At 35.5% G+C, this 22,853-nt stretch carries 25 protein-coding genes; 10 read left to right on the forward strand and 15 right to left on the reverse strand.

Translation table 11 applies throughout. The features are described 5' to 3' along the window. The first annotated feature begins 20 nt into the window (after positions 1–20). The 6 genes from LF887_RS01110 (at position 21) to pth (ending at position 5,114) form a co-directional block, all read left to right on the forward strand. On the forward strand, positions 21–839 hold the full coding sequence (locus LF887_RS01110) for a hypothetical protein (protein ID WP_236856999.1): 819 nt from the start codon (positions 21–23) through the stop codon (positions 837–839). A gap of 7 nt (positions 840–846) precedes the next feature. Beyond that, complete coding sequence (locus LF887_RS01115) at positions 847–1,665, forward strand: hypothetical protein (protein ID WP_236857000.1); 819 nt, start codon at positions 847–849, stop codon at positions 1,663–1,665. A gap of 7 nt (positions 1,666–1,672) precedes the next feature. Continuing rightward, positions 1,673–2,410: a hypothetical protein gene (locus LF887_RS01120; RefSeq protein WP_236857001.1), complete on the forward strand. Its 738-nt coding sequence runs from the start codon at positions 1,673–1,675 to the stop codon at positions 2,408–2,410. A gap of 150 nt (positions 2,411–2,560) precedes the next feature. Further along, positions 2,561–3,433, forward strand: a complete 873-nt coding sequence (locus tag LF887_RS01125) for a hypothetical protein (RefSeq protein ID WP_236857002.1) — start codon at positions 2,561–2,563, stop codon at positions 3,431–3,433. Positions 3,434–3,531: 98 nt separating this feature from the next. Next, positions 3,532–4,464 (forward strand): hypothetical protein, encoded by a 933-nt coding sequence (locus LF887_RS01130; RefSeq protein ID WP_236857003.1) that lies wholly within the window; start codon positions 3,532–3,534, stop codon positions 4,462–4,464. Positions 4,465–4,550: 86 nt separating this feature from the next. Continuing rightward, positions 4,551–5,114 carry an aminoacyl-tRNA hydrolase gene (gene pth, locus LF887_RS01135; RefSeq protein WP_236857004.1) on the forward strand — a complete coding sequence of 188 codons (564 nt, stop codon included), beginning with the start codon at positions 4,551–4,553 and terminating at the stop codon, positions 5,112–5,114. Between the two features lie 131 nt (positions 5,115–5,245). On the opposite strand, the gene LF887_RS01140 is transcribed toward pth, so the two are convergent. The 10 genes from LF887_RS01140 to LF887_RS01185 form a co-directional block, all read right to left on the reverse strand. Beyond that, positions 5,246–5,767, reverse strand: coding sequence for a hypothetical protein (locus tag LF887_RS01140; protein ID WP_236857005.1), 522 nt, complete (start codon positions 5,765–5,767; stop codon positions 5,246–5,248). A 10-nt stretch (positions 5,768–5,777) separates the two neighbouring features. Continuing rightward, positions 5,778–6,533 carry a hypothetical protein gene (locus tag LF887_RS01145; RefSeq protein WP_236857006.1) on the reverse strand — a complete coding sequence of 252 codons (756 nt, stop codon included), beginning with the start codon at positions 6,531–6,533 and terminating at the stop codon, positions 5,778–5,780. Positions 6,534–7,177: 644 nt separating this feature from the next. Further along, positions 7,178–7,813: a carbonic anhydrase gene (locus tag LF887_RS01150; RefSeq protein WP_236857007.1), complete on the reverse strand. Its 636-nt coding sequence runs from the start codon at positions 7,811–7,813 to the stop codon at positions 7,178–7,180. Between the two features lie 59 nt (positions 7,814–7,872). Then, positions 7,873–9,465 (reverse strand): SulP family inorganic anion transporter, encoded by a 1,593-nt coding sequence (locus tag LF887_RS01155; RefSeq protein WP_236857008.1) that lies wholly within the window; start codon positions 9,463–9,465, stop codon positions 7,873–7,875. 148 nt (positions 9,466–9,613) lie between these two features. Further along, positions 9,614–9,913 (reverse strand): hypothetical protein, encoded by a 300-nt coding sequence (locus LF887_RS01160; protein WP_236857009.1) that lies wholly within the window; start codon positions 9,911–9,913, stop codon positions 9,614–9,616. Between the two features lie 21 nt (positions 9,914–9,934). Further along, a complete protein-coding gene (locus LF887_RS01165) occupies positions 9,935–10,603 on the reverse strand; it encodes a carbonic anhydrase (RefSeq protein ID WP_236857010.1) in 669 nt (222 codons plus the stop codon). 469 nt (positions 10,604–11,072) lie between these two features. Further along, entirely contained in the window at positions 11,073–12,566 is a 1,494-nt protein-coding gene (locus tag LF887_RS01170; RefSeq protein WP_236857011.1) for a phosphoethanolamine transferase, read from the reverse strand. 536 nt (positions 12,567–13,102) lie between these two features. Beyond that, the gene (locus LF887_RS01175; protein WP_236857012.1) at positions 13,103–13,657 is read right to left on the reverse strand and encodes a serine O-acetyltransferase; all 555 of its coding nucleotides are present in this window, start codon (positions 13,655–13,657) and stop codon (positions 13,103–13,105) included. Between the two features lie 11 nt (positions 13,658–13,668). Further along, a complete protein-coding gene (locus LF887_RS01180) occupies positions 13,669–14,817 on the reverse strand; it encodes a glycosyltransferase (protein ID WP_236857013.1) in 1,149 nt (382 codons plus the stop codon). A gap of 80 nt (positions 14,818–14,897) precedes the next feature. Further along, positions 14,898–15,467, reverse strand: a complete 570-nt coding sequence (locus LF887_RS01185) for an acyltransferase (protein WP_236857014.1) — start codon at positions 15,465–15,467, stop codon at positions 14,898–14,900. 12 nt (positions 15,468–15,479) lie between these two features. On the opposite strand from LF887_RS01185, the gene LF887_RS01190 reads away from it, so the two are divergent. The 3 genes from LF887_RS01190 to LF887_RS01200 are packed head-to-tail and all read left to right on the forward strand — an operon-like array spanning position 15,480 to position 16,882. Next, positions 15,480–16,496, forward strand: coding sequence for a 3-oxoacyl-ACP synthase III family protein (locus LF887_RS01190; RefSeq protein ID WP_262912503.1), 1,017 nt, complete (start codon positions 15,480–15,482; stop codon positions 16,494–16,496). Positions 16,497–16,520: 24 nt separating this feature from the next. Beyond that, positions 16,521–16,754 carry a phosphopantetheine-binding protein gene (locus tag LF887_RS01195; protein WP_236857016.1) on the forward strand — a complete coding sequence of 78 codons (234 nt, stop codon included), beginning with the start codon at positions 16,521–16,523 and terminating at the stop codon, positions 16,752–16,754. After that, complete coding sequence (locus LF887_RS01200; RefSeq protein ID WP_236857017.1) at positions 16,754–16,882, forward strand: SDR family NAD(P)-dependent oxidoreductase; 129 nt, start codon at positions 16,754–16,756, stop codon at positions 16,880–16,882. Before LF887_RS01195 ends, LF887_RS01200 begins: the two co-directional genes overlap by 1 nt. Positions 16,883–17,087: 205 nt before the next feature. On the opposite strand, the gene LF887_RS01205 is transcribed toward LF887_RS01200, so the two are convergent. The 3 genes from LF887_RS01205 to LF887_RS01215 are packed head-to-tail and all read right to left on the reverse strand — an operon-like array spanning position 17,088 to position 19,623. After that, entirely contained in the window at positions 17,088–18,242 is a 1,155-nt protein-coding gene (locus LF887_RS01205) for a glycosyltransferase (RefSeq protein ID WP_236857018.1), read from the reverse strand. Further along, positions 18,242–19,081, reverse strand: coding sequence for a glycosyltransferase family 2 protein (locus LF887_RS01210; RefSeq protein WP_236857019.1), 840 nt, complete (start codon positions 19,079–19,081; stop codon positions 18,242–18,244). Before LF887_RS01210 ends, LF887_RS01205 begins: the two co-directional genes overlap by 1 nt. Continuing rightward, complete coding sequence (locus LF887_RS01215; protein ID WP_236857020.1) at positions 19,081–19,623, reverse strand: acyltransferase; 543 nt, start codon at positions 19,621–19,623, stop codon at positions 19,081–19,083. The genes LF887_RS01210 and LF887_RS01215 overlap by 1 nt, the downstream gene beginning before the upstream one ends. Positions 19,624–19,788: 165 nt before the next feature. Here LF887_RS01215 and LF887_RS01220 point away from each other — a divergent pair, with 165 nt between their 5' ends. Continuing rightward, positions 19,789–20,823, forward strand: coding sequence for an acyltransferase family protein (locus tag LF887_RS01220; protein WP_236857021.1), 1,035 nt, complete (start codon positions 19,789–19,791; stop codon positions 20,821–20,823). 74 nt (positions 20,824–20,897) lie between these two features. Here the strand turns inward: LF887_RS01220 and LF887_RS01225 are convergent, their stop codons facing one another. Beyond that, on the reverse strand, positions 20,898–21,836 hold the full coding sequence (locus tag LF887_RS01225; RefSeq protein ID WP_236857022.1) for a glycosyltransferase family 2 protein: 939 nt from the start codon (positions 21,834–21,836) through the stop codon (positions 20,898–20,900). An 11-nt stretch (positions 21,837–21,847) separates the two neighbouring features. Beyond that, on the reverse strand, positions 21,848–22,846 hold the full coding sequence (locus tag LF887_RS01230; protein ID WP_236857023.1) for an acyltransferase family protein: 999 nt from the start codon (positions 22,844–22,846) through the stop codon (positions 21,848–21,850). Between the last annotated feature and the right edge of the window lie 7 nt (positions 22,847–22,853).

A 22,853-nucleotide genomic window follows, 5' to 3' on the forward strand; every position in this document is an offset into this window, starting at 1 on the left:
GTACCTTTGCAGTCCTCATTATGAAAAAAACTATATATTGTTGCGTAATTGGATTATTATCTTTCCAAATTCACGCACAGGTGGGAATCGGGACTCCCAAACCAAAGTCTAGTCTCGATGTGAATGGTAAAACTACCCTAAGAAAAGAACTTAGAGTAGGGGGAACTTCAACGCAGGTTGGGGACGCCGGATTGAACGGTCAGGTTTTGATTTCTCAGGGAGAGGGACTGCCACCTGTCTGGAAATCTTTGAATCTTTCTTTTATAGAAGAGGGGCAGTACAAATTAATCAATTCATACTTATCTTCGGATCAGACCGGGATCATCAATCTTCCCGATACTACCGGAAACAGTATTGTTTACAAAAATAGTGTCGGAGATCTTGTCTCTGATGTTTCGAAAGGGAAATGGGTGAAAATCACCAATCTTGAGACTAATTTTACTATCAAAAACGGAAAAAACAGGCTTACTTATCAGTTTCAGACAGGAGTTGAAATAAAAGCACCTGCACCCGGTACTTCCGATAATGTAAGGTTTACCTGTGGGGTTTTCAGAAACGGAGCTCTGGTAGCGGTGCGTCCTGACAGGATTGCTTCTAATAATAATGCTGCAAAACAAGGTCTTCAGGATTATATCTTTACCCTGAATTATACTGAGCAGAATGTTCCGATAGGTCCTCATAAGGTTGAGATTGCCTGTAGAAAGATTGAAACTTCAAATACGAACGCACAATTCGCAATAGGTCGTGATGTACAGAGTTCCAATGGAGCTTCTAATGCATTTACGCTGGAATCTGATATGAAGATCGATGTCCTTGAATTTGTGACTTATAAAAATTAATCAAACGATGAAAAAACTATTATCAACTTTGTTTCTTACTATAGGGCTTTTATTGTCAGCTCAAGTAGGAATCAAAACCGAAACCCCACGGTCAACACTGGATGTGAATGGAGATATAAACTTCAGGAATAAAATTGCTGTTTTTGATGCTTCTGATAATTCTGTTTCTCAGGGGAATAATGATCAGTTGCTGGTTTCCCGGGGAGAAGGACTCCCACCGGTCTGGAAAACACTTCGTATTCCTGAGTATGAGACTAATAAGTTTTATTTGATCTATAATAACTCATTTTCTGATAAAGTAGGAGCCAGTTTTACATCTTCAGATGATTCTACTGTAAATTACGGTTCGAGAGGTGGTACTTTTACCAAAGGAAAAGAATACAGTACTCTTTCGAAGTTTAAAAAAATTGACGGACTTTCACAAGATATAACGGTATTCAGTACTCAAAGTAAAGCTTATTTTCTGTTTGAAACAGTAGTACAGGCCGACTTTGGGGTAGCGGGTACTACGGATACTTCAATAGATTATGCATGCGGGATTTTTGTCGATGATAAATTGGTGAATTTGCGTCAAAGGAATTTGAAGGCAATCAATGCCCAGTATCCGTTCCTTACTCATACTCAGATAGGAATTGTAGAGAACCTTTCTAAAGGAACTCATAAAGTAAGTGTTGCGTGTACAAGATTAGGTTCTTATGGTGCTTCAAATAATACCCTTACAATAGGTACAAATGTCTATACTAATATCAACAGCTTTATCTCTCAATCATCTCTTAAGGTAGATGTATATGAAGTTCCTGAGGTTTTTAATAATGTTATAAACTAAGCAGATTATGAAAAAAATAGTATTTGTAATATCTCTTGTGTTAGTTGCAGGTGTAAAGGCTCAGGTGGGTATTAATACTCCTAGCCCAACTAATATGTTAGATGTTAATGGAGATCTCAATATCAACAAAGAATTAAGAACAGGGGGTACAGATGTACTGAAAGGATCTGCCGGAACAGCAGGAGATATTTTACATAATAACTCTACATTGACCGCAAATGACTGGAAAACGATTAAAATTGCTGATGGACAAGGAAGTATGTCTGTGTTTTCAATCAATACGGTGGCAGACAATACAGGAATTACTTTTTCCGGGAATAACGGATTGACAAATCCTTATAGTGACGGAGAAGCTTTGGGAACTAACTGGACGGTACTTCCCCAAGCAACTGACTCATTTTCTGTGACCAATGGAACGAATAAGGCCACTTTTTCATTTCAGACTACGGTTCAGAAAACGGGAACAAATTCTGCGACTTTTGCCTGCGGAATTTTTATAGATAATAAGCTTAGAGCCGTAAGAACAGATGTTTTATTGGGGGATACAGGGGCTTACAAGATTTTTAATCTTAATGCTACCCTTACAAATCTGAATCCTCAAAATAAATATACGGTTAAAGTTGCCTGTACAAAAAGAGCAATTTCAGGGACTACACTGGGAATAGGAAGAGCTGTTGATGCGACATACCTTAATAGTGATATGTCTCAGTCGGTTCTGACGACTTCTGTATTGCAGCCTTATTAATTTTTACACTTATACAATAAATAGAAATCTAGAAACGTTATGTTTTTAGATTTTTTTGCTTATTAACTCTATTCCTTGTGAATTTGTTTGAATAAAGTAGAGTGTATTATCGAAAATTGAATTATATTTGAACAATCTAAAAAACTCTCTATGGTAAAAAACTATTTTCTTAAAATGTTTGCCGGTATTGCTTTTCTAGGGCTGCTGGCAGCATGTAATACTACATCGGACCCAACAGAATCTATCCCTGATCCTGATCCGGGAATTCCACCCCAAAAAGTTCTGACGAAGATCAGCGTGAATAATGTTTCCCGTGAAGAATATATGACAGCCCCGGTAACCGGAATTTTGCAGCAGGCAGTATTTAAAGATGAGAGCGCAACGAATGTAAGTGCGTATTACACAGGAACGGTAACCTATACCGACAAAAATATTACTAAAGTGAAGTTCGTAAGTTCTGCAACAGCCAGTCTTGCCTATGAGTTTAATATTATCCCCGATGGTACCGGGAAGAAAATTTATAATGCAACCTGTACAGGAACGGGAACAACACCTGCCTTATCTCATGTAAGTGATTATACTTTCTCCTACGATGTAGCAACAGATAAACTGACTAAGATTCTTGAAAAAAGAAAAGCAGGGGGAATTAGTGCTTATAACAGATTCATAGAATATGCTTTTGTTTATACCGGAAACGAGGTTTTTCAGGTGGTTTGTACAAAAGGCATACTGGATATTAATGGAGCTCCGGAGCAGGGTACAGCCACGGTTACAAAGTACAACTTTCAAAATTATGACGGTAAAAAAAGCCCGTTCTCTACACTTCCATCAACGTACTTCATTATGCAGGGGCTGATAGATCCAATTAATTTCTACAGATTATCCCCAAGCAACCCTACTTCTATGTACATACAAACGCCGTCTTCTTCAACGAATACAGCTCAAAGCTATTCATATGACAATCAGGGATACCCTGTTATAGAGAAAAATCAGAATTTGACTTATAGCTATAAAAATTTATAGGAAAGCTATAATTAAGAATCACATCAGAATATAAATAATCATATAATTTTTAAGCAAAAAAAATTATATTTGTCAAAAAATTAATCAATTACCAGGAAATGAAACAAATTTTCTATTTTATTTTATTAATAGCAGGCTTTTCCTCAATACATTCTTGTAAGAGTTTATTGGATGAGGATGGGAATCCTTTATTAGACCTTAATACAACAGAAGGATTAAGCGGCCCAAGAGCATTATACAGAGAAATAACTTCTAAAGATACTATTGCAGAATATCACTACAGTGGACTTCTTGTGACAAAAGTGATCACGGACAGTGCTTCTATCACGGATATTATGTACAGTGGTGACAAAATCAGCCAAATTAACTTTAATGGCTTTTTAGATCTTGATGGAAATGGAAAGTTGGATAAAGACAGTATATCTTATACCCAATTATTCACGTATGCAAACAATAGCAAATTGGCAACAATTTCTGAAAACCGTTCTACTTTCAGAAGACCTCCGCCCGTACTGCCATCAACTACTCCAGGTCCACAGACATTATTGAAAAAAGAGAAAACTCTTTATAACATAAAATACAGTGTATCTACAGGGAAACTAGATTCTATTATTATGAGAAACGGACCGGATGTTGCCGGAACTCAGTTTAATTACACAGATTACTCAAGGACGGCTTACAGCTATGTAGGAGATAACGTTTCCAAAGTAATAAGATATTATGGCCCTATGGCAGGAGGTATTTTTGGAGGTGTAACCGGAAAATTCAGTTATGAATATTATGCATATGATGATCAGGTGAGCCCTTTCACATTACTTCCACATGTGTATAAAATTTCAAGATTATTATCTACAGAGATCAATGATAAAGAAAGTCTTATTTTATCTCCAAACAACCCTAAGAGATGGTCGGTGACGGATCTTACGCCACCTATTCCAACTCCAATTGTAAAGAGTACCAATTATGTTTATGATCCTCAGACTTATATGACGAAAGGATACGGTGTGAACTACATCTACAAACCACAATAGAAGACTTTTTTGACAATATTGAAACTCAATCTTTCCTAAGATTGAGTTTTTTATTTTTTATCGCTTAATTTTGCAAAAAATTTCTGATGAAATATTTAATCGTCGGGCTTGGAAACAAAGGCTCAGAATATGAAAATACACGACATAATATAGGATTTAAAGTGGCAGAGAAAATTGCTGAAACACTTGGCACTTCATTCAATACAGCTAATTTTGGATGGATGGCCGAAGGTAAACATAAAGGCAGAAAAGTTTTTGTTCTTAAACCTGATACCTATATGAATCTTTCCGGAAATGCCGTAAAATACTGGATGCAGAAAGAAAATATCCCTTTAGAAAATGTACTGATCGTAACCGATGATCTGGCTCTTCCTTTCGGAACATTAAGGATGAAAGGAAAAGGATCTGATGCAGGGCATAACGGGCTGAAAAATATTAATGAAGTCCTGCAGACCCAAAACTATGCAAGACTGCGTTTTGGGATTTCTGCCGATTTTTCTGCTGGGCGACAGGTAGATTATGTTCTCGGAACCTGGAATGAAGAAGAGTCGGAAAAACTGCCGGAGAGAATTGAAACCTTTTCCAAGGCCAGCCTTTCTTTCGTATTTGCCGGATTAAATAACACGATGTCTGCATTTAACGGGAAATGATTCCGGATTGGGATTAGGAAGCCCCAAGATTAAGATTATAGTAATACTTAAAAGAATGACTACCCCATTTTGAGGTAGTCATCTCATTATCGTTGAAGAATAATTTTTATTACCTAAAAACTATAATAGGTTTATCCAAAATCGCTAGGTATAAATTCTTCTAATTTAGAAATATCAATTTTCTCACTTTGCCAAAAGTGTTCAATTTTCATCAGTTTATCTAAATCATTCAATAATATCATTCGGCCTAAAATATTTGAATAGTATTCAGCAATATCTATTCTTATTCTTTCAATCCCTAAATGGTATTTTTTTATATCTGAATGGAGTACTTCATCAAATTGAAATAAGAGTTTGCAACAATATATGATTTCGTCCTGCTTTAATGGAAAAGTTTTAAATATAATTGGCCTTAGCCTATTAAGTAAAGATTTTTTTTGTGGTGTAAAATTAAAATTCTTAAAATCTGTTTTGGGTAAATTAAAAATATTAATAAGATATTGTGCGACTTGAGAAGGTGCTATCATGTTTTTAAAATAATCCTGAAGCTCATCCCAAGTAGTCCATTTGTTTCTATCAAGTGAAAGATCAATTGATCTTAAGTATGCATATAAAAACAGTAGTTGTGAATAGTTTAATTGAATATTTTTCATAATAAAAAAATTAAAGACCTAGCCAATCCATCTTACAAACTTTGGAGCAGAATCTGATATTTTTAATGGGGGACCTCCGGTTACAATTCGTCCTGCATTTCCTTTCCTCCAATACCTTTAGATGCAGGTGTCCTACTTGACTTTTTGGAACAGAAAACTCAATATATGATCCTTTATTTGCTTGGCCTAATTCAACTTCAGTTGCTTTTAAAAATGGTTGAACTTCTACATCTACTCCTAATGGTTCACCTCTAGATGCATTTATTGTTCCACTTTTCTTAATTCCTTTAAGAGCTTTATATGATGTGTGGTGACGTACTTTGACCATTTCCTCACTAATAGTTTTACCTGTATACTCTCCCTTATAGATAACTTTGGGACCTTCCTTATATATTGGAACTGGTTGTTCATTAACGAAATTATAGCCAACAATTTCATCAGCGGTTCCTACTTCTATATCTCCAATTACAATAGGAGGTATTTTTCCAGGTGTTGTTCCTACTGTTGTAGTTTTCGGAGTAGTGTTTAAAGTCCATGCACTTCTACCAGTAGCAATAGGAGCACCCTTTAAGATTGTTCCTTGTGGAGCACCTATTCTAGCAGCTTTTGCATTTTGGGCAATTTGGCCTATTGTTCCGGCAATTGCACCTGCAGCACCTCCTATAGCTGCTCCTGACAAACCACCTATTAGGGTTCCTTCTATTACATCTTCCCCAAACATTACTGCAGTGGCAAAGCCGTTAATAGCTCCGGCAGCAGCACCCATCGCAATTACCCACCCAAGTTGCTCCCCAGTTCCATTTTACAGGATTCCATGAGCCATTAGCTTTTACACCTGTTAAGTAACCACCTATAACGGCGCCCACTGCTATAAAATCGGACGCTTTAAACCTACATTTTTGTAAAAACAGTTTCTAGTTGTCTTTATATTTTTTTATCTCTAAATATTAGTTTTTTGCAATAACAAGGCTATAGCTTCACAGTGACAAATCACGTCGTATCTTTTCTCTCTTTAATAAAAATAAATTTGACAAAAGAAATAATTCTGGTGTTTTTATTAAACTAATGAAATCCATTTATAATTAATACTTATCGCTTATGTGTTTGTTTCTTAATGCTTTATGTTTGTTGTTTTTCTAGTGTTAATTTTGATAAGGCAAACTTTTATCAATACAAATAATAGTGCAATATATAATTAATCTTTGATAGTGAAAAATACCTCTCTTTGAAATGAAATATATTTCTGTTTTTGTCTACTTAGTCACTAGTTCAGTTCATGACTATTTATTTTATGAAGATATAATAAAAAATAAAGGCCATCGAATTTCGATGGCCTTTACCGTAAAAATTATAATTGATAGTAAGTTTAAGTTGAAATAACTTATACTGTATTGATGAGAGTTCGGTTTCTTATAACCAACTTACTGCGCCTGTTTCAACATCATAGTTTGCTCCAACAATTTTGATTTTACCTTCAGCTTCAAGGTTTTTAAGTGTTGAACTTTGTTTACGGATGTCTTCAATTGCATTTTTCACATTCTGCTGGTTTAGTCTTTCTAAAAGTGAACTGTTTTTTGAAGAACGCTCCTCGTTCTCTTCAATGATGTCATTAATGATAGGATCAAAATGATTAATCAGGTGGTTCAGGTTGTCCATTCCCATTCCTTCAATCTGTGCTGCATCCAGACCGCCTTTCAAAGCTCCGCATTTAGTATGGCCTAATACTACAATAAGCTTAGAGCCTGCTACGTTACAGCCAAACTCCATTGACCCCAGAATATCCTGGTTAACAAAGTTACCCGCTATTCTGATGCTGAAAACATCTCCTAATCCCTGATCAAAAATAAGCTCCGCGGAAGTACGGCTGTCTATGCAGCTTAAAACCACTGCAAAAGGCCATTGTCCCTCACGAGTAGCATTTACCTGCTCCAGAAGATCTCTGTTTGCTTTAAGGTTATTGACAAACCTCTGGTTTCCTTCTTTTAGAAAATCTAATGCTTTTTCCGGAGTGATCGTTGATTGAGTTTCGTGTGTATGTGCTTTCATATGATAATTTTATTGTTTTTGAATTTTAAAGTTAAAAAAATAATTGCTGATAAATGAGATTACATCGCTCTTTTATGAGTAATCAGAATATGTGAATCCTGACTTCTTTCATAATCTCTGTATGAAGTTTTAAAGCCCGCAAGTTCAACATTGATGTCCTGCTCTTTCGCGCGGATATTGGCAAAATCCTGAATCATTTCCAGTACATCTGTCGCAATATAAGATGTATTTCTTGCATCAATAGTTACTGTAGAACCGGACTTAATATTTTTAAGCGTCTTTTTGATGGCTGCCTTATTTAAAAATGAAACTTCCTCGGCTAACTTGATTTTGATTCCGTCTGCATCGTCCAGCTTTTCTCTGCTTAAGTAATAAGCTCTTTTCATATTCCCCTGAAGAATATAAAAAACAGAGATGGCAAGACCTATTCCTACACCTTTTAATAAATCTGTTGCAACAATCGCTGCAACCGTTGCAACAAAAGGAATAAACTGGAATTTTCCTAAGTGCCAGAAATGTTTAAAAGTAGCCGGTTTTGCTAATTTGTATCCCACCAATATTAATACCGCTGCCAACGTAGCCAATGGAATTAAATTCAAGATGAAAGGAATGGAAAGTACACAGATCAATAAGAAGACTCCATGGATAATCGCTGATATTTTTGAAGTTGCTCCTGCATTTGCGTTAGCAGAACTCCTTACAACAACTGAAGTCATTGGAAGTCCGCCAATGAATGAACTGATAAGGTTTCCAATTCCCTGGGCTTTAAGCTCAAGATTGGTATCTGTAATTCTTTTCTGTCTGTCCAGTCTGTCTGATGCTTCAATACAGAGTAAGGTTTCAATAGAAGCTACAATGGCAATAGTTGCTCCCACGATCCATACTTTCATATTGGTGAATCCGTTAAAATCTGGAGTGACAATAAGATTTTTAAAATCATCCAGAGACTGTGGAACAGGTAGAGAAACCAAATGTTGGGTTTCGATGGCCAGAGAACTTCCTGACATCTTGAATATTTGATTCAAAACAATACTTACAATTACGGCCACCAAAGCTCCGGGCATCATTTTCATCCTTCTCAGTACATGTATTTTGTCCCATGCGATAAGAACTGCTACGGAAACCAAAGTAATAACGATAGCACCGGGATGGATAGCCCCAAATAATTCTGTAAAATATCCAAAGTTTAAACCATTATCAAAAATGGATTCATGACCTTCATAGTCTTTATCGAATCCCAGGGCGTGCGGAATCTGTTTTAAAATAATAATGATTCCTATGGCTGCAAGCATTCCTTCAATGACATTATTAGGAAAGTAGTTGGAAATACTTCCAGCTCTTACAAATCCTAAAGCCAGCTGAATAAGCCCTGCAATAATCCCTGCGCAAAGGAAGAGTTCAAATGCGCCAAGATCTGTTATCGCTGTTAAAACGATTGCCGTTAAACCTGCAGCAGGCCCTGAAACTGAGATATTTGAATTACTGATGAATCCTACGACTAAGCCTCCTACGATACCCGAGATGATTCCGGATAATGGCGGAGCGCCTGAAGCTAATGCAATTCCTAAACATAGTGGAAGTGCCACTAAGAATACAACGAGTCCAGAAGGGATATTCTCCTTAATTCCTCCTATTAATGATGTCTTTTTCATGATGTGAAGCTGTGAGATATAACCGGCTTATTTATCTTTAAATAAGTCAATTATGAAAGTTTGAAAAGTTTTTAATTTTTAAAGTACGTGTGTATCCGATATCAAAAATTGATATGGAATAGGCATCAAAAAAATCTAATTATGGAAATTAAGCTTCCGGAGGGGGAGAAAATATGGAAAGGAAAGGGGATAGATGAAAAGAGTCATCTACCAGTACAAAAGACATTCCCTGAACATCAGGCTCAGAAAACTTCAGATAGTCAAAGACATCCAAAGGTTTCGGAAGCGTCTTTTCGTAAACAATAAGTGATGATGAGTGAGAATGTGGTTCTTCTTCATTCACTATTATATTCGTTCTAAGAATATCCCAGCCCGCAACCGCAGCAATGCTTGGCAGCGCCGTAAAATTCAGAAAAAACGTTAATATAATAATACTCCAGAATTTCATCTTACATTCTTTTTAGAAAAACTACGTTGTTTTTCTGCTCATGACCCAGTCGGAACTTGTAAGATTATAGATCTTTTGGATATCTTTTAAGATTTTCTCAAAATCAATCTCCAGATCAATGATTTTACCTGTTCTAAGGTCAAATACCCAGCCGTGTACAATAGGATACTCTTCCAAAATGTATCTTTCCTGTACGCAGGCCATTTTAATCACGTTGATGCACTGCTCCTGAACATTAAGTTCTACAAGTCTGTCATAACGCTTGTTTTCATCCTGAATAGAATCAAGCTCAGCCTGATGCAGTCTGTAAACATCACGAATATTTCTCAGCCATGGATTCAATAATCCTAAATCCTGAGGAGTCATCGCTGCTTTTACGCCGCCACAGTTGTAATGCCCGCAAACAATAATGTGTTTTACTTTCAGATGTTCTACAGCGTATTGAATAACTGCTGTGGAGCTCATATCTAAAGTATTCACAACATTAGCAATGTTTCTGTGAACAAATACTTCTCCAGGCTTTGCCCCCATCAATTCTTCCGCTGTGGCTCTGCTGTCCGAACATCCGATATACAGATAATCCGGGTTTTGAGTTTTGGCCAGATTGTGAAAGAAATCCGGATCTTCTGATACTTTGGATTCTACCCATTTTTTGTTGTTTTCGAGAATAACTTTGTACGATTGTGACATAATTTTAAATTTAAAAAGTTTATAATTATTTGTTTCGTTTAAATTATTTCCAAAATCAATAGACTAAATCAATAATGATGCAAAAATATACTTTTTGCCGAAGATTTAATCAGTTTTAACAAAGTTTAATATTAAAATATGCTTAAAATCATATCTAATTTCCCGGTATCGTTTGCTTTATAATGAATAGGCATAATCTGGTAATCCAAACGTTTAAAAAACTAAGATAAAATTACGAAGTATAAATTACAATTTGAGATTTGTAAATTAAAATATTAAAAAATAGTATATTGTTTTGTATAGTTATGAATGAGGTTCACGATAAATATATATTTGCTTCTAAAATATGAATGAATTAATGTCTTGATTTTAAGTGTGTAACTACACGAATGAATGCTCTGTATGGAATCTTTTTTATCGCTATTTTATCAACAGAAAAATATTTTAATCCGGAGAATAGATCTTCACTTTATTCTTCCAGCTTCTCATAATCCATGCTCCTCATATTTAAATTCAAATATTTGTTTTCTTCATTTTTATAATGTTTAGGAGATTCTAAGCCCATATATTTCATGATCAGCGGATAAATATAAGTGGTCTGGATCAGTTTAGGATCATGCCCGGTAATTCTGTATACTGAAGGAACTTTGTCTCCAAACCATACAAAGAAAGGAACCTGTGTAGATTCTTTAGAATCTACATGCAGTAATTTGTCACCCTCTATTTTAAGACCATGATCCGAAGCATAGATGACAACAGAATTGGTGTTTTTAAGCGTCTTGAAAATATCATTCATTACATGGTCTGTATATTTTATAGAACTGTCATAGCAGTCAAGTCCTTCTGAGTTCCAGGTTTCGGGAAGTCGGCTGCATGGGTTAGGGTGGCTTCCCATAATGTGCAGAACAATGAACTTATTATCGTTTTTCTGAATGACTTTTTGCAATTCCGGAGTGATCACTTCATCATAGCCGTTGACCCATTTTTTGTTTTTGGACATGGAGGCTATTGCTGTAATTCCTCTTGCACTTGCCTGTGTACTGATCCAAAATGAATTGTAGCCTATCTGGTTGGCCAGATTGATGATATTATATGAAAGTTTATCATAACGATACCTGAATTCGTCCGGGTGGATACTGGAAAGCATTAATGGAACGCTTAGGTTGGTAATTCCTGCGGGAGACACTGCATGATCATAGATCATCATGTTTCCGGTTTCCTGGTCTGTGTAGGGAGTTGTTTTTTTAGAATAGCCATATAGCGACATATTCTGTTTTCTTTCAGATTCTCCAATGATCAGAATGACGTTTTCTATCCCTGGCTGTTCTTTTTTGACATTGAAAACAGGAACATTTTTTTTAATCATATTAATATCTTCCTGAATTTTCAATGCCGTATTGAAATCGGATAAATGATAATAGACACTTTTAATCATCTTCCCCCCGCCCTTATTGCTTATGTATCTGTGTTTAAGAAAAAAGAAAAAAGGTAGAATCAGCCATATTAACGCAATGACTCCAAACTTAAAATTAAAGGTGACAACATTTTTTTTCAGATAATTTACGGTATACAAAAGCATACCCACAAAAACGATAAATAAAATACCCGGCAGAATAAACATATAAGACATACTCATCGCCTCATTGACGTTAGATTCCAGTATGCTTATGGCCATTCCCACGTTGAAGCCGGAGTCATAAATAAAAAAACACGATGTTGATATCAAAACGTTAATACTTAAAAGTAGGCATAGTATAACGGCTATAATGGCTGTATATTTATTTTTAAAAAGAAGCGCATTGAAGACAAGGAAGGAACAGAACATGATTCCGTATTCGAAAATATTCCTGATGCTTTCCAGTTTTTCTGCACCGGATAAATTATCAAATATATAAGGGAAGGAAAGCAGAAATGCTGTGAGATAACTTATAATGGTAAGAATGGGAACTATTTTTTTGAGCATGGTTGTACGATGTTGTCTGTGGTCTTTAGATGATTTTTACTATAATCTGCATCAAAAGTTTTTCGGATAAGAATAAGTTGAATCAAACTTGCGGATTGATTGTAAAAAGTTAATATGAAATAAATAGTAATTTTTACGGCCGAAGTGGTATGTCAACTTACAAAAACTTCTGATAGATAACTGCTAAAGCCTCATTGCAGATGATTATTTTACCGGATTTTCGGTGATCATACACAATGATGCTAAAATATTGATAATACAGTCTAAAAAAAACAGAGGGGAAGGATAAGGCTTTTCATCAAAATTTACTTTTAAAATTAATAATAATATTGGGGTGTGTTTTTAATATTAAGTGGTTTGTTTTCAGAACAAGTAACATTGTAAAGCTTATGATTATTAAATTTTTAAAAGATTATATTCCTTAAAAATTTGCTATTTGCTTAATATTCTATAGCCAAACAATGCTTTTTTTGACAAATGTACATGAAATAACCTATAAAAGCAAGAATGATTTTTAGTATAACTATTTGGGCTTATTATACTTTACGGTTAATATAGTCTTGGGTTGCATTGTCCGTAGGGATTATTTTTGCAGGATTTCCTATGACCACAGAATGAGAAGGAACATCAAAGTTGACATAAGAATTGGGAACTATCAAAACATTATTACCTATGGTAACAGCACCTACGATCACGGCATTAGTGCCAATCCAGACTTCGTCACCTATAACAGGAGAACCTTCATTTTTACCACGATTCTGCTGTCCTATAGTGACTCCCTGGGCAATATTACAGTTTTTTCCAATGACGGTTTTAGGATTGATCACCAGGCTTCCCCAGTGTCCCAGATAAAAACCTTCTCCAATTTGAGTTTCAGGATAGATCTGGTATCCGTACTTGATCTGGTAATGCCTTAAAACAATCCTCCAGAAAATATTCAGTACAGATGTATTCTGATATTTCTGAGCCATTCTTAAAATATAAATAAAGTGGAGATTCGGATTGATGCACTTTTTCCAGATTTCAAAATTTGAAAGCCACTTTCCGCTTTCCCGGTAAAAGTCTTTTTGAATAATGGAGTAATCAGTCATGATAAGTGTTTTTAAACTTCGTCAATTATTTTCTGCAGATGCTCTACAGATTTTTCTAAAACAAACGGAAGCTCCGTTTCTGAAATCTGCTTTTTATATTCTTCAGTACTGTTTTTATCTGTAAGAAACTTTTTCATCCCTTCATATATCCCTTCTTCAGAGTTAGGGGTAATATTTCCCAGTTTTCCATCCTGCAGAAGATCTTTGATTCCGGAAATGTCCGTTGCAGAAATGGGCTTATTAAGGATGAGAGCTTCTGCGATGATCGTAGGGAATCCTTCATGCCTTGAAGACATAATATAAAAATCGGCCTTTTTCATATAAGGGTAAGGATTGCTGCTGAAACCAAGCATTTTTGCAGTGTCCTGAAGTCCCAATATGTTAAGCTGATCCTGAATCTTGTTAAAATCATACCCGTCTCCGATGATTAAAAGCTGATGTTTAAATCCTTCATCAATCAATTTTTTATGAACATTAAGCAGCCTGTCGTAACCTTTCTGAGGATACACGGTTCCTACTGTTACAAAAGTAGGAAGATCCTTGGTGAAAGGGTAATCGTGAATGACAGCATCTGCTTTCTGCAAAGTATCGTTCTTATCAATGGGGTTGTATATTTTGATGACCGATTGTTTTTCAGCTTCATTTTTTGCAAGCGTATGCATTCCTTCCTGAAGCTTGTTGGAAATCACTAAAATTCTGTCGAATTTGAAAAACTGTCTGATAACTTCTGGAGTATATTCTTTCAAATTAAAGATATCATTCTGTACCCAAATAATCTTTTTTGAATCTTTTTGAGGGCTGGAAAGAATCTCTCTGTACATTGCATGGATCGCAGCGATTTCTACATCGTATTTTTTGTTTTTTAAAACAAATTTATAGAGAAGGGAAGGGAACCAAAGAAACATCTTCTGATAAAGAACTCTGTAAGCCTTCACTGGGATATCCTGCGGTCTGTTGGTTGTAATCATTTCTCCTTTTAAAAGATAGTATACATTGACCCAAGAAGGAACGTCTTTAATGTATAGCCCTGAATAAAGATTGACCAGCAAGTCTACTTCATATTTATCTGAAGGAAGGTGTTTGAGAAAATTAACTAATACCTTTTCTGCACCACCATGACGTAAAGAGCCTATGCGGATGAGGAGTTTTTTCTTTTTCAATTTGTTTTTGTTTTTATCGATTATTGGGAACAGTATTCTGACTGTGACAGGAGTTGATTTATCATTTTACAAGCCTAAATTTATTTAATTTTTCTTGCTTTTTTGTACTTGTGAGGAAGATTTTCTTTGATATAGGCATCCAATTTTTTTCGGTCTTTCTCTAATTCGCGGGGATATTCTGGGGTGTTTTTTAGTACAATATCACCATAATCTTCAATAGTGCAAAGAAACTGAGCCGGATTTCCAATGAATACGGTATTGTCTGGCATTGACTGTGATAATACAGAATTGGCCCCTAAGATACAGTTGTTTCCAATCTGTACATCCTGCATGATGACACAGTTGAGCCCAATAGTACAGTTATTTCCTATTTTTATTCTTCCAAGAATTCTTGCATCCTCATATCCCGGAAGTTTTCTAAGCAGAGTGGTGGTTCCACCATGATTCACAAATCTTACTCCTCCGGCAATATTTACGTCATTACCGATTTCGATAAGATAAGGCTCCGTTCCAAAATAAATCTTATCAGGCATATTGAAATTTCTGCCTACTTTCATGCCTCTGTATTTTGCAGCTTCAAGGCTTGCCTTATTCAAAAAAGAATGATAGAGGGAGTCTATTTTTAATAGGGTTCTAAATATAAAAATCATCACTAGTGTACATTGTTTTTCTTTACTTTTGCAAAGAAAGACAAATTTATTAATATGATGAAAATTTCAAAAATAGAATATTATCTGCCTCAGGATGTATTAACTAATGAGGATCTTGAAAGAGCATTTCCCGAATGGAGCTCAGAGAGAATTAAGGAAAAGGTAGGTATTACCCAACGTCATATATCTTCTGACAGCGAAACCGTGCTGGATATGGCTATACAGTCTTCGGAAAAACTTTTTGAAAATTATGATAGAAACAAAGTAGATTTTATTTTATTTTGTACCCAAAGTCCGGAATATTTTTTACCTACAACGGCCTGCATTTTGCAGGACAAATTAGGACTTAGAAAAAATATCGGGGCAATAGATTTCAATCTTGGATGTTCGGGATTTGTGTATGGATTGGCTTTTGCCAAAGGATTGATCTCAGCAGGAATTGCAAAAAGTATTCTTCTGGTTACTTCAGAAACATATACCAAGCATATTCATCCTGATGATAAAGGAAACCGAAGTATATTCGGAGATGCTTCCGCTTCTGCAATTATCGAGAAGGCAGAAGGGATTAATGATTACCAGTTTTGCCTGGGAACAGATGGAAGTGGTGCTGAAAACCTTATCGTGAAGAAAGGAGCTTTTAAGAAGGATTTTGAAGTAAACCCTGATCATGAGTTTAGTCCCGAAAATATGTATATGAACGGTCCTGAAATTTTTAATTTCACCATTGAAAATATTCCGGGGTTGGTAAAAGAAACTCTTGAGGTGAACAATATGACGATGGATGATATTGACCATTTTGTATTTCATCAGGCCAATTCTTTTATGCTGAATTATTTAAGAAAGAAAACGAAAATTCCGGCAGAAAAGTTTTATATTGACATGGAGAAAACCGGAAATACAGTTTCTGCAACTATTCCTATTGCTCTTAAAAATATGAGGGATAAGGGAATGCTTAAAGAAGGTGATAAAATTTTAATGGCCGGATTTGGAGTAGGGTATTCCTGGGGGGCCACTATCATCGAAATATAAAAAATAAAATCTTAAATTATAAATATGAAAACATCCGTTTTTTTAGAAAAACTACAAGAAGAACTGGAAGAAGATGACAAGCTTACTCCTGAAACGAATTTAAAATCTTTAGAAAGCTATGATTCTATCAGCCTGCTTTCTGTAATTGCATTTGTAGATGAAAATTTCAGCGCAAAGATCGATACCAAACAGTTTAAAGATATCGATACTGTTTCAGATCTTATGAATGCGATAGGGAAAGAAAACTTTGAAGATTAATGGATGCTTTCTCATTAAAAAATAAAACAATTCTTATTACAGGGGCTTCTTCCGGAATCGGGAGAAGCTATTTTGTAGAATGCAGCAAAAGCGGAGCAGATTTGATCCTTGTAGGAAGGAATCAATAAGCCCGGCAATGGTAAATACTCCAATTTTGGAGAACATGTTTGAGGATATCGGTGATGAAGCTTCATCAGAAATCATAAAAAGCATCCGCTGGGAATAGGAGTACCTAAAGAGGTAGCGAATGCCTGTATTTTCTCTTGTCAGATGCATCAAGATACGTCACCGGAAACAATCTTGTGATTGACGATGGATATTCTACGCAATAGTTTATTTCTTATGAAGGGTTTCAATAATCTCTTCAACACTATCAAATATTTTTTTATTGTCAAACTGACTTTCAATATTTTTTAGATTTTCTCTGATGTGGAGAACAAGATCGGGATCCGTAAGAAAGGATTTCATTCCTTTGTACATGTCATCAACATCATAACTGATGAGGTATCCTGTTTCCCGGTCTTTAATCATAAGTCCCACGTCACCTACATTGGTAGCAACAATAGGTTTCTGAAGAATCAGAGCTTCAGCAATAACCAGAGGCCATGCTTCAGATTCAGAAGGCAGAACGAAATAGTCTGCTTTTTTTATATAAGGATAAGGATTCATTTGATTTCCAATCAAAATAAAAGTTTTCTCTACATTATTACGCGCAGCCTGATCAGAAAGAGGTTTCATTTCTTCACCTTCCCCAATGACAATGATACTATGATGGAATCCTTCATCTATAAGCCTTTTGTGAGCTTCAATCAGTTTATGATAGCCTTTTCTGGAATGTAGCCGGCCAATGGAAACGAAAACCGGTCCTTCCGGGAAGTTTTGCAGCTTCTCTTCTGATTTCCTTTTAATTTCCTCAATAGGAATAGGGTTGATGATCACACTTTCAGCAGGGTAGTCTAATTTCGGATAATATTGGTGCATCATATCCTTTATTTTATGAGAGCAGTACACCATATGATCAAATTGCGGGAAACTTTTTAAGATGCCCGGAACTAAAGGCTGAAATTTGGGCACATTGATCTCGGAATGAAACCATCCTATTTTTTTAGAATTTTTATGAGTAGAGTTCAGAATAACATCATAATCTCTATAATCCATACCGATCTCTATATCAAAACTGTCATTGATGATACGGTCTGCAATAGACGAATTATTACTAAGCCTCCTAAGTTTGATTCTTCTTGCAATAAGTTGAAGTTTTTGCAATAGAAAATTGCGTGAAAAATCTTCTTTTCCGTCAGTAAGATATACTTTTCTGACATGGCCGGGAATCTCATCACGTAATTTCCCCTGATTCAGAGTAAGACATACCGTTATTTCAAATTTATCAGTATCGAGATTGTTAAGAAGTCCCAACAATACTTTTTCTACACCTCCCATTTCCATAGAATGGTGTCTGAACAGAATTTTTATTTTTTTTTCTAACATTACCCGAAAATTGATTGTAGTGTGATTTTTATTTTTTTCTTAATGCGGAAAGGCAGCTGATGCTGGTACTGCAACAGCCCAAATATTTGCTCAGCTCCGGTATAATGATCAGGAATCTTTTTACCATTAATCATTGTAAGTCCTCTGCGCTTCATGGTACTGAAGATGACCTGGGCAAAATACTCATGAGATTTTTTTTTATTGTCATTCTGAGAAATTCCTCCCTGATGGGTTCTGTAAAAATAATTGGTGTCGTCAATGAACTGAACTTTTCCTTTTTCATACATCTTCAGATACAGATCCTGATCTTCTCCGATTTTTAAATCCGGATTCATTTTTTCCGTTTGTTCATACACTTCTTTTCTGAAAGAAACAAAATGGGCAATCTGAATAGGAAAATTGAAAAAATAAGGATCACCATTCGGAACCTGCATTGCAGATCTGAACGGAGCAATAGGTTGGAGATCCTGATCACAGGTCATGAACCTGGAGTAAGTAAGCACCGTATTTTTTTTAGCCCGAAAAATATCTATACACTGCTGGATGGCTGTAGGGGTGATGGCATCATCAGGGTCAAGAAACCCACAGATTTCACCTTCAGCAAGTTCTATCAGTTTACTTTTTGTAACACCTACACCGGAATTTTTTTCATTTTCAAAAAATTTAAATCTTTTATCTTTTGAAATCATCTCCTGCACTATTTTTTTTTCATGGTCTGATGACGCATCATCCAGAATAATGGCTTCCCAATCTTTATAGGTTTGCTTCTGTAGACTGTCAAAACAGTCTTTGAAGAAATGAGCATTATTATAGTGGGCAATAAGAATGGAAAACTTCATTAATGGTTCTTAAAAATTAATTCTTGATGATTGACTACTGTTGTATTGGGTGGAATATCTTTATGAATAGTGCAGCCTGCTCCTATGATACAGTTGTCCCCGATAGTGACTCCTTTCAGGACAGTGACATTGCTTCCGAGCCAGCAGTTTTTCCCGATTTTAATGGGTGCTGTAGTAAATTCAGACGGGAACAGTTGAAACTCCGGATGCGTATGGTAAGCATGGTTGTGGTCATATAGCTTTACGCTTTCTCCGAATAAAGTATTGTCCCCAATAGAAATATTTTCGAGACAATTGATAGAGCAGAAATTGTTCATGAAAAAATTATTTCCGATTTCCAGACTGGCATTCTGCTGTACAAGAATATGAACATAGTTCCTGAAACTGGCAGAATCACCGATCGTAACTTTTTTTAAATTATCATGTAAAATAAAATGGTCACTGATTCCAAGCTTTATCCCTCTAAAGGAAACGTTAGGATGTTTTGTGAGTCGTGAAATCTGACTTTTCCGCTGAAGTTTTGCTAGTATTTCATAAAGCATAATAAGATTTATTTCAACATTTGTATTCTACAAATATAATTTGTTTTAGATAATTATAAGAATAAATCTTATTTTTGTGCCTTAAAATTAATACTTTATACAAAATAAAATGGTTTGCATACTGAAGCTAATTTATTTTGAGAAAGTAAAGCACTTTGTGTTTCTGTGAAGATAAGTCAGATTACATTTACCCGGTTTATTGCTGCAATGGCAATTGTTATTTCCCATTTCAATAAAGATCTGTTTTTATACAAAATAGATTATATTTCCAATCTTTTTCTAAGGGCGAATGTGGGCGTCAGCTACTTTTTTATTCTTTCGGGCTTTATTATGATTATAGCCTACCATAAAAAGGATAAAATAGACTATTTTGAATTTTATAAAAACAGATTTGCCAGGATCTATCCGCTGTATATAGTGGGGCTCCTGCTTTATTTTATAACAAGGTCTGATCTATTCGATTGGTATAAGCTTGTTTTATATAGTCTGGGCATTCAGACCTGGATACCTGGTGAAGCGATGATCCTTAATTTTCCGGGATGGTCTATTTCGGTAGAATTTTTATTCTATCTGCTTTTTCCTCTCTTATACAATCACTTCTACTCGAAGAAAAATAAAACTATTTGGGTCGTTACCATTGTTCTCTGGCTGATTACTCAGGTGTTTTCAAATCTTTATCCGATATCCGGAGTTTATGAAGGACCACATACAAAAAGCCACGAATTTCTCTATTATTTTCCAATATGGCACCTTAACGAGTTTTTGATAGGAAATCTCGCGGGGATGTTTTTTGTGAAAAACTTTAAGCAGAAAAATTATGACGTTCAGGTGATTCTTATCTTTTTACTCATCCTGCTGTCACTGATGTTTGTCCCGCTGTTTTACCATAACGGGCTGATGGCGCTTCTCTTTGTTCCTGCTATACTTCTGATATCTGGTAATAATGGTAAAATTACAAAACTGTTTTCTATGAAGCCACTAGAATATCTGGGAGAGATCAGTTATGCGGTATATATCACCCATATTCCCGTTCTTTATCTCCTCAGGGAGTTTTTAAAAGTGCAGGGATATCAGTTCAACAGCAATATTGTATTTGCAATATACGTGATCGTTATACTCATTACTTCGGCACTTTTTTATCAATGTATTGAAAAGCCGATGCGTAACCTTCTGAGGAAAATAAGCTTTACAAAGCAGTAAATATTCATTTGTTTTCTATAAACTAAATGTTTAGTTTATTTAAGTATTTGTTTGTTTTTCAGAAGTATTGTACATTAAAAAAGGTCTTTTCTGAAATTAATATTGTAAAGTCCTGATCGTATGCTTCGGTAATCTGTTAAAAGATACCTGCTGATCATTCCCCATTTTTTAAGGAGGGGAGCGTTGGCAATGCGGAAGCTTCTGTAAACTCTTTTGATGTGGAGCTTAATTTCTTCAGGAACTGTACTTTCATTTTGTGCCCAATTGTTCACTTCTTTCCATAGGATAACTCTTGTTGCCGCAGGTTTCACCTCTCTGGAATCAACTTTAGTAATCCTGTTATTTTCATGGACTCCTCTTACGGCTACAGCCTGATCGAGAATTCCGGGATATAAATTCAGATAGTAAGAGAGTCTGAATAAAAATTCTGTATCCTGATGAAGTTTTAAATGGGTTTTAAAGAAATATTCCATGTTTTTCAAAGAACTTTTCCTGATGGTCAGAGAGTCTATGCTGAATAGTCCGAAAGTTCCGATCATATTAAGCTGACCCGGAAATACATCTTTTGGATGGTATTTTTTGTAAACAGTCGTTAATCGGTCTCCAAATACTTTGTAATACTGTTCTTTTGCCTTATCTGAATAGTAATGAACCCCAATTGCTCCATATACGCCATCTACCTCATCATTTTTGAAGAGTTCTTTTTCTGCATCAAAGCGGTTAGGAAGATAATAATCATCTGCATCCAAAAATGCGATGAAATCTCCCCCTGCTTTTTTCATACCAAGGTTTCTGCTGGCTCCGGCTCCGTGGTTGCCTTTATCAGGATGCTGATACAGCTTTACTCTGTCATACTTTTCGGTAAGTTCCCTGCACACCTGCAGCGCATTGTCGGGAGATTTATCTTCTACCATGACCACTTCATATACATCTTCGAATTGAAGAGCAGATTCTACAGCCTGAGAGATATATTTTTCAGCGTTATAAACGGGAATAATGACGGAAATTTTCATTTTTTTCAGAGTTATGCTTTTAATTTTATTTTTAAGTAACGGGTTATTTTTTTCTCTACGAAATAATACAACAATGCAGCCACTATAATCACCAGAATAATTTTAAGAAGGAAAAAAGGGATATTAAGATAACCTTCGATTTTCATTTTTTTTAAAATAATTCCCACAAAAGGATGTGAGAGATATAACGAGTAGGAAATATCCCCGAGGAAAATTAAAAATTTATTTCCCTTAAAATGAAATACATAATCAAAACTTAGGAAAGAAAAGACAAATAAAGAGATAATGGCCAGTTTTATCATGTCATTATCAATAGGGATAATGCTAAGTAAAACCAGTATAAAAGAACCTATTCCTGCCACAGACAGTAATGCTGCCAAATTTTTTGAAACAGTGACTTTATTGAGCAAGAGTGCGAAGAGGATCCCCACTACAAAATAAAGATTCAGAGAATGGGTGGCCATTTTGAGGTAGGGACTTTCAAACCTGAAAAAATACCCAATAACAGAGGTTAGGATGAAAAAAGCCACAATAAAATAATATCTCTTTTCTTTAAAGAATAACGAAAGTCCAAATATGAGATAAAAGAACATCTCAAAATTTAACGACCAGCCCAAAAAAAGTACAGGAAAATCTTTTTTTGTAGGAATAAACAACAGCGAATGGATGAGCTCATAAAGTCCCTGCCCATGAAAATATAGCAGGAAGCTTCCTCCGGGTATCATGGCTGCCAATGTCAGCAGATAATACAGAGGAACAATCCTTATGATCCTTCTTTTATAAAAAAGAGTTATCTGCTGAAAAGGTTTGGAGCTGAAATTTATTTTTTGAGTAGTGAAAGCCATTATAAACCCGCTGATAATAAAGAACACAGGAACTCCTATACTTCCTTTACTGAACAATATTTCTCCCATGTTCAGATCCGGGAAATTGATGGTATCACGAAAGTGGAAACAGCATACTAATAATGCTGAGATCCCCCTTAATATCTGCAGGTTGTTGAGTTTCATAATTGAT

This window comes from Chryseobacterium sp. MEBOG06, from assembly GCF_021869765.1.
In the GTDB taxonomy this organism is placed as follows: domain Bacteria; phylum Bacteroidota; class Bacteroidia; order Flavobacteriales; family Weeksellaceae; genus Chryseobacterium.

What these genes read in the sequence shown, in the direction of transcription:
- LF887_RS01110 (WP_236856999.1), top strand. Translation starts at nt 21, where the DNA reads ATGAAAAAAACTATATATTGTTGCGTAATTGGATTATTATCTTTCCAA.
- LF887_RS01115 (WP_236857000.1), top strand. Translation starts at nt 847, where the DNA reads ATGAAAAAACTATTATCAACTTTGTTTCTTACTATAGGGCTTTTATTG.
- LF887_RS01120 (WP_236857001.1), top strand. Translation starts at nt 1,673, where the DNA reads ATGAAAAAAATAGTATTTGTAATATCTCTTGTGTTAGTTGCAGGTGTA.
- LF887_RS01125 (WP_236857002.1), top strand. Translation starts at nt 2,561, where the DNA reads ATGGTAAAAAACTATTTTCTTAAAATGTTTGCCGGTATTGCTTTTCTA.
- LF887_RS01130 (WP_236857003.1), top strand. Translation starts at nt 3,532, where the DNA reads ATGAAACAAATTTTCTATTTTATTTTATTAATAGCAGGCTTTTCCTCA.
- pth (WP_236857004.1), top strand. Translation starts at nt 4,551, where the DNA reads ATGAAATATTTAATCGTCGGGCTTGGAAACAAAGGCTCAGAATATGAA.
- LF887_RS01140 (WP_236857005.1), bottom strand. Translation starts at nt 5,767, where the DNA reads ATGAAAAATATTCAATTAAACTATTCACAACTACTGTTTTTATATGCA.
- LF887_RS01145 (WP_236857006.1), bottom strand. Translation starts at nt 6,533, where the DNA reads ATGGGTGCTGCTGCCGGAGCTATTAACGGCTTTGCCACTGCAGTAATG.
- LF887_RS01150 (WP_236857007.1), bottom strand. Translation starts at nt 7,813, where the DNA reads ATGAAAGCACATACACACGAAACTCAATCAACGATCACTCCGGAAAAA.
- LF887_RS01155 (WP_236857008.1), bottom strand. Translation starts at nt 9,465, where the DNA reads ATGAAAAAGACATCATTAATAGGAGGAATTAAGGAGAATATCCCTTCT.
- LF887_RS01160 (WP_236857009.1), bottom strand. Translation starts at nt 9,913, where the DNA reads ATGAAATTCTGGAGTATTATTATATTAACGTTTTTTCTGAATTTTACG.
- LF887_RS01165 (WP_236857010.1), bottom strand. Translation starts at nt 10,603, where the DNA reads ATGTCACAATCGTACAAAGTTATTCTCGAAAACAACAAAAAATGGGTA.
- LF887_RS01170 (WP_236857011.1), bottom strand. Translation starts at nt 12,566, where the DNA reads ATGCTCAAAAAAATAGTTCCCATTCTTACCATTATAAGTTATCTCACA.
- LF887_RS01175 (WP_236857012.1), bottom strand. Translation starts at nt 13,657, where the DNA reads ATGACTGATTACTCCATTATTCAAAAAGACTTTTACCGGGAAAGCGGA.
- LF887_RS01185 (WP_236857014.1), bottom strand. Translation starts at nt 15,467, where the DNA reads ATGATTTTTATATTTAGAACCCTATTAAAAATAGACTCCCTCTATCAT.
- LF887_RS01195 (WP_236857016.1), top strand. Translation starts at nt 16,521, where the DNA reads ATGAAAACATCCGTTTTTTTAGAAAAACTACAAGAAGAACTGGAAGAA.
- LF887_RS01200 (WP_236857017.1), top strand. Translation starts at nt 16,754, where the DNA reads ATGGATGCTTTCTCATTAAAAAATAAAACAATTCTTATTACAGGGGCT.
- LF887_RS01205 (WP_236857018.1), bottom strand. Translation starts at nt 18,242, where the DNA reads ATGTTAGAAAAAAAAATAAAAATTCTGTTCAGACACCATTCTATGGAA.
- LF887_RS01210 (WP_236857019.1), bottom strand. Translation starts at nt 19,081, where the DNA reads ATGAAGTTTTCCATTCTTATTGCCCACTATAATAATGCTCATTTCTTC.
- LF887_RS01215 (WP_236857020.1), bottom strand. Translation starts at nt 19,623, where the DNA reads ATGCTTTATGAAATACTAGCAAAACTTCAGCGGAAAAGTCAGATTTCA.
- LF887_RS01225 (WP_236857022.1), bottom strand. Translation starts at nt 21,836, where the DNA reads ATGAAAATTTCCGTCATTATTCCCGTTTATAACGCTGAAAAATATATC.
- LF887_RS01230 (WP_236857023.1), bottom strand. Translation starts at nt 22,846, where the DNA reads ATGAAACTCAACAACCTGCAGATATTAAGGGGGATCTCAGCATTATTA.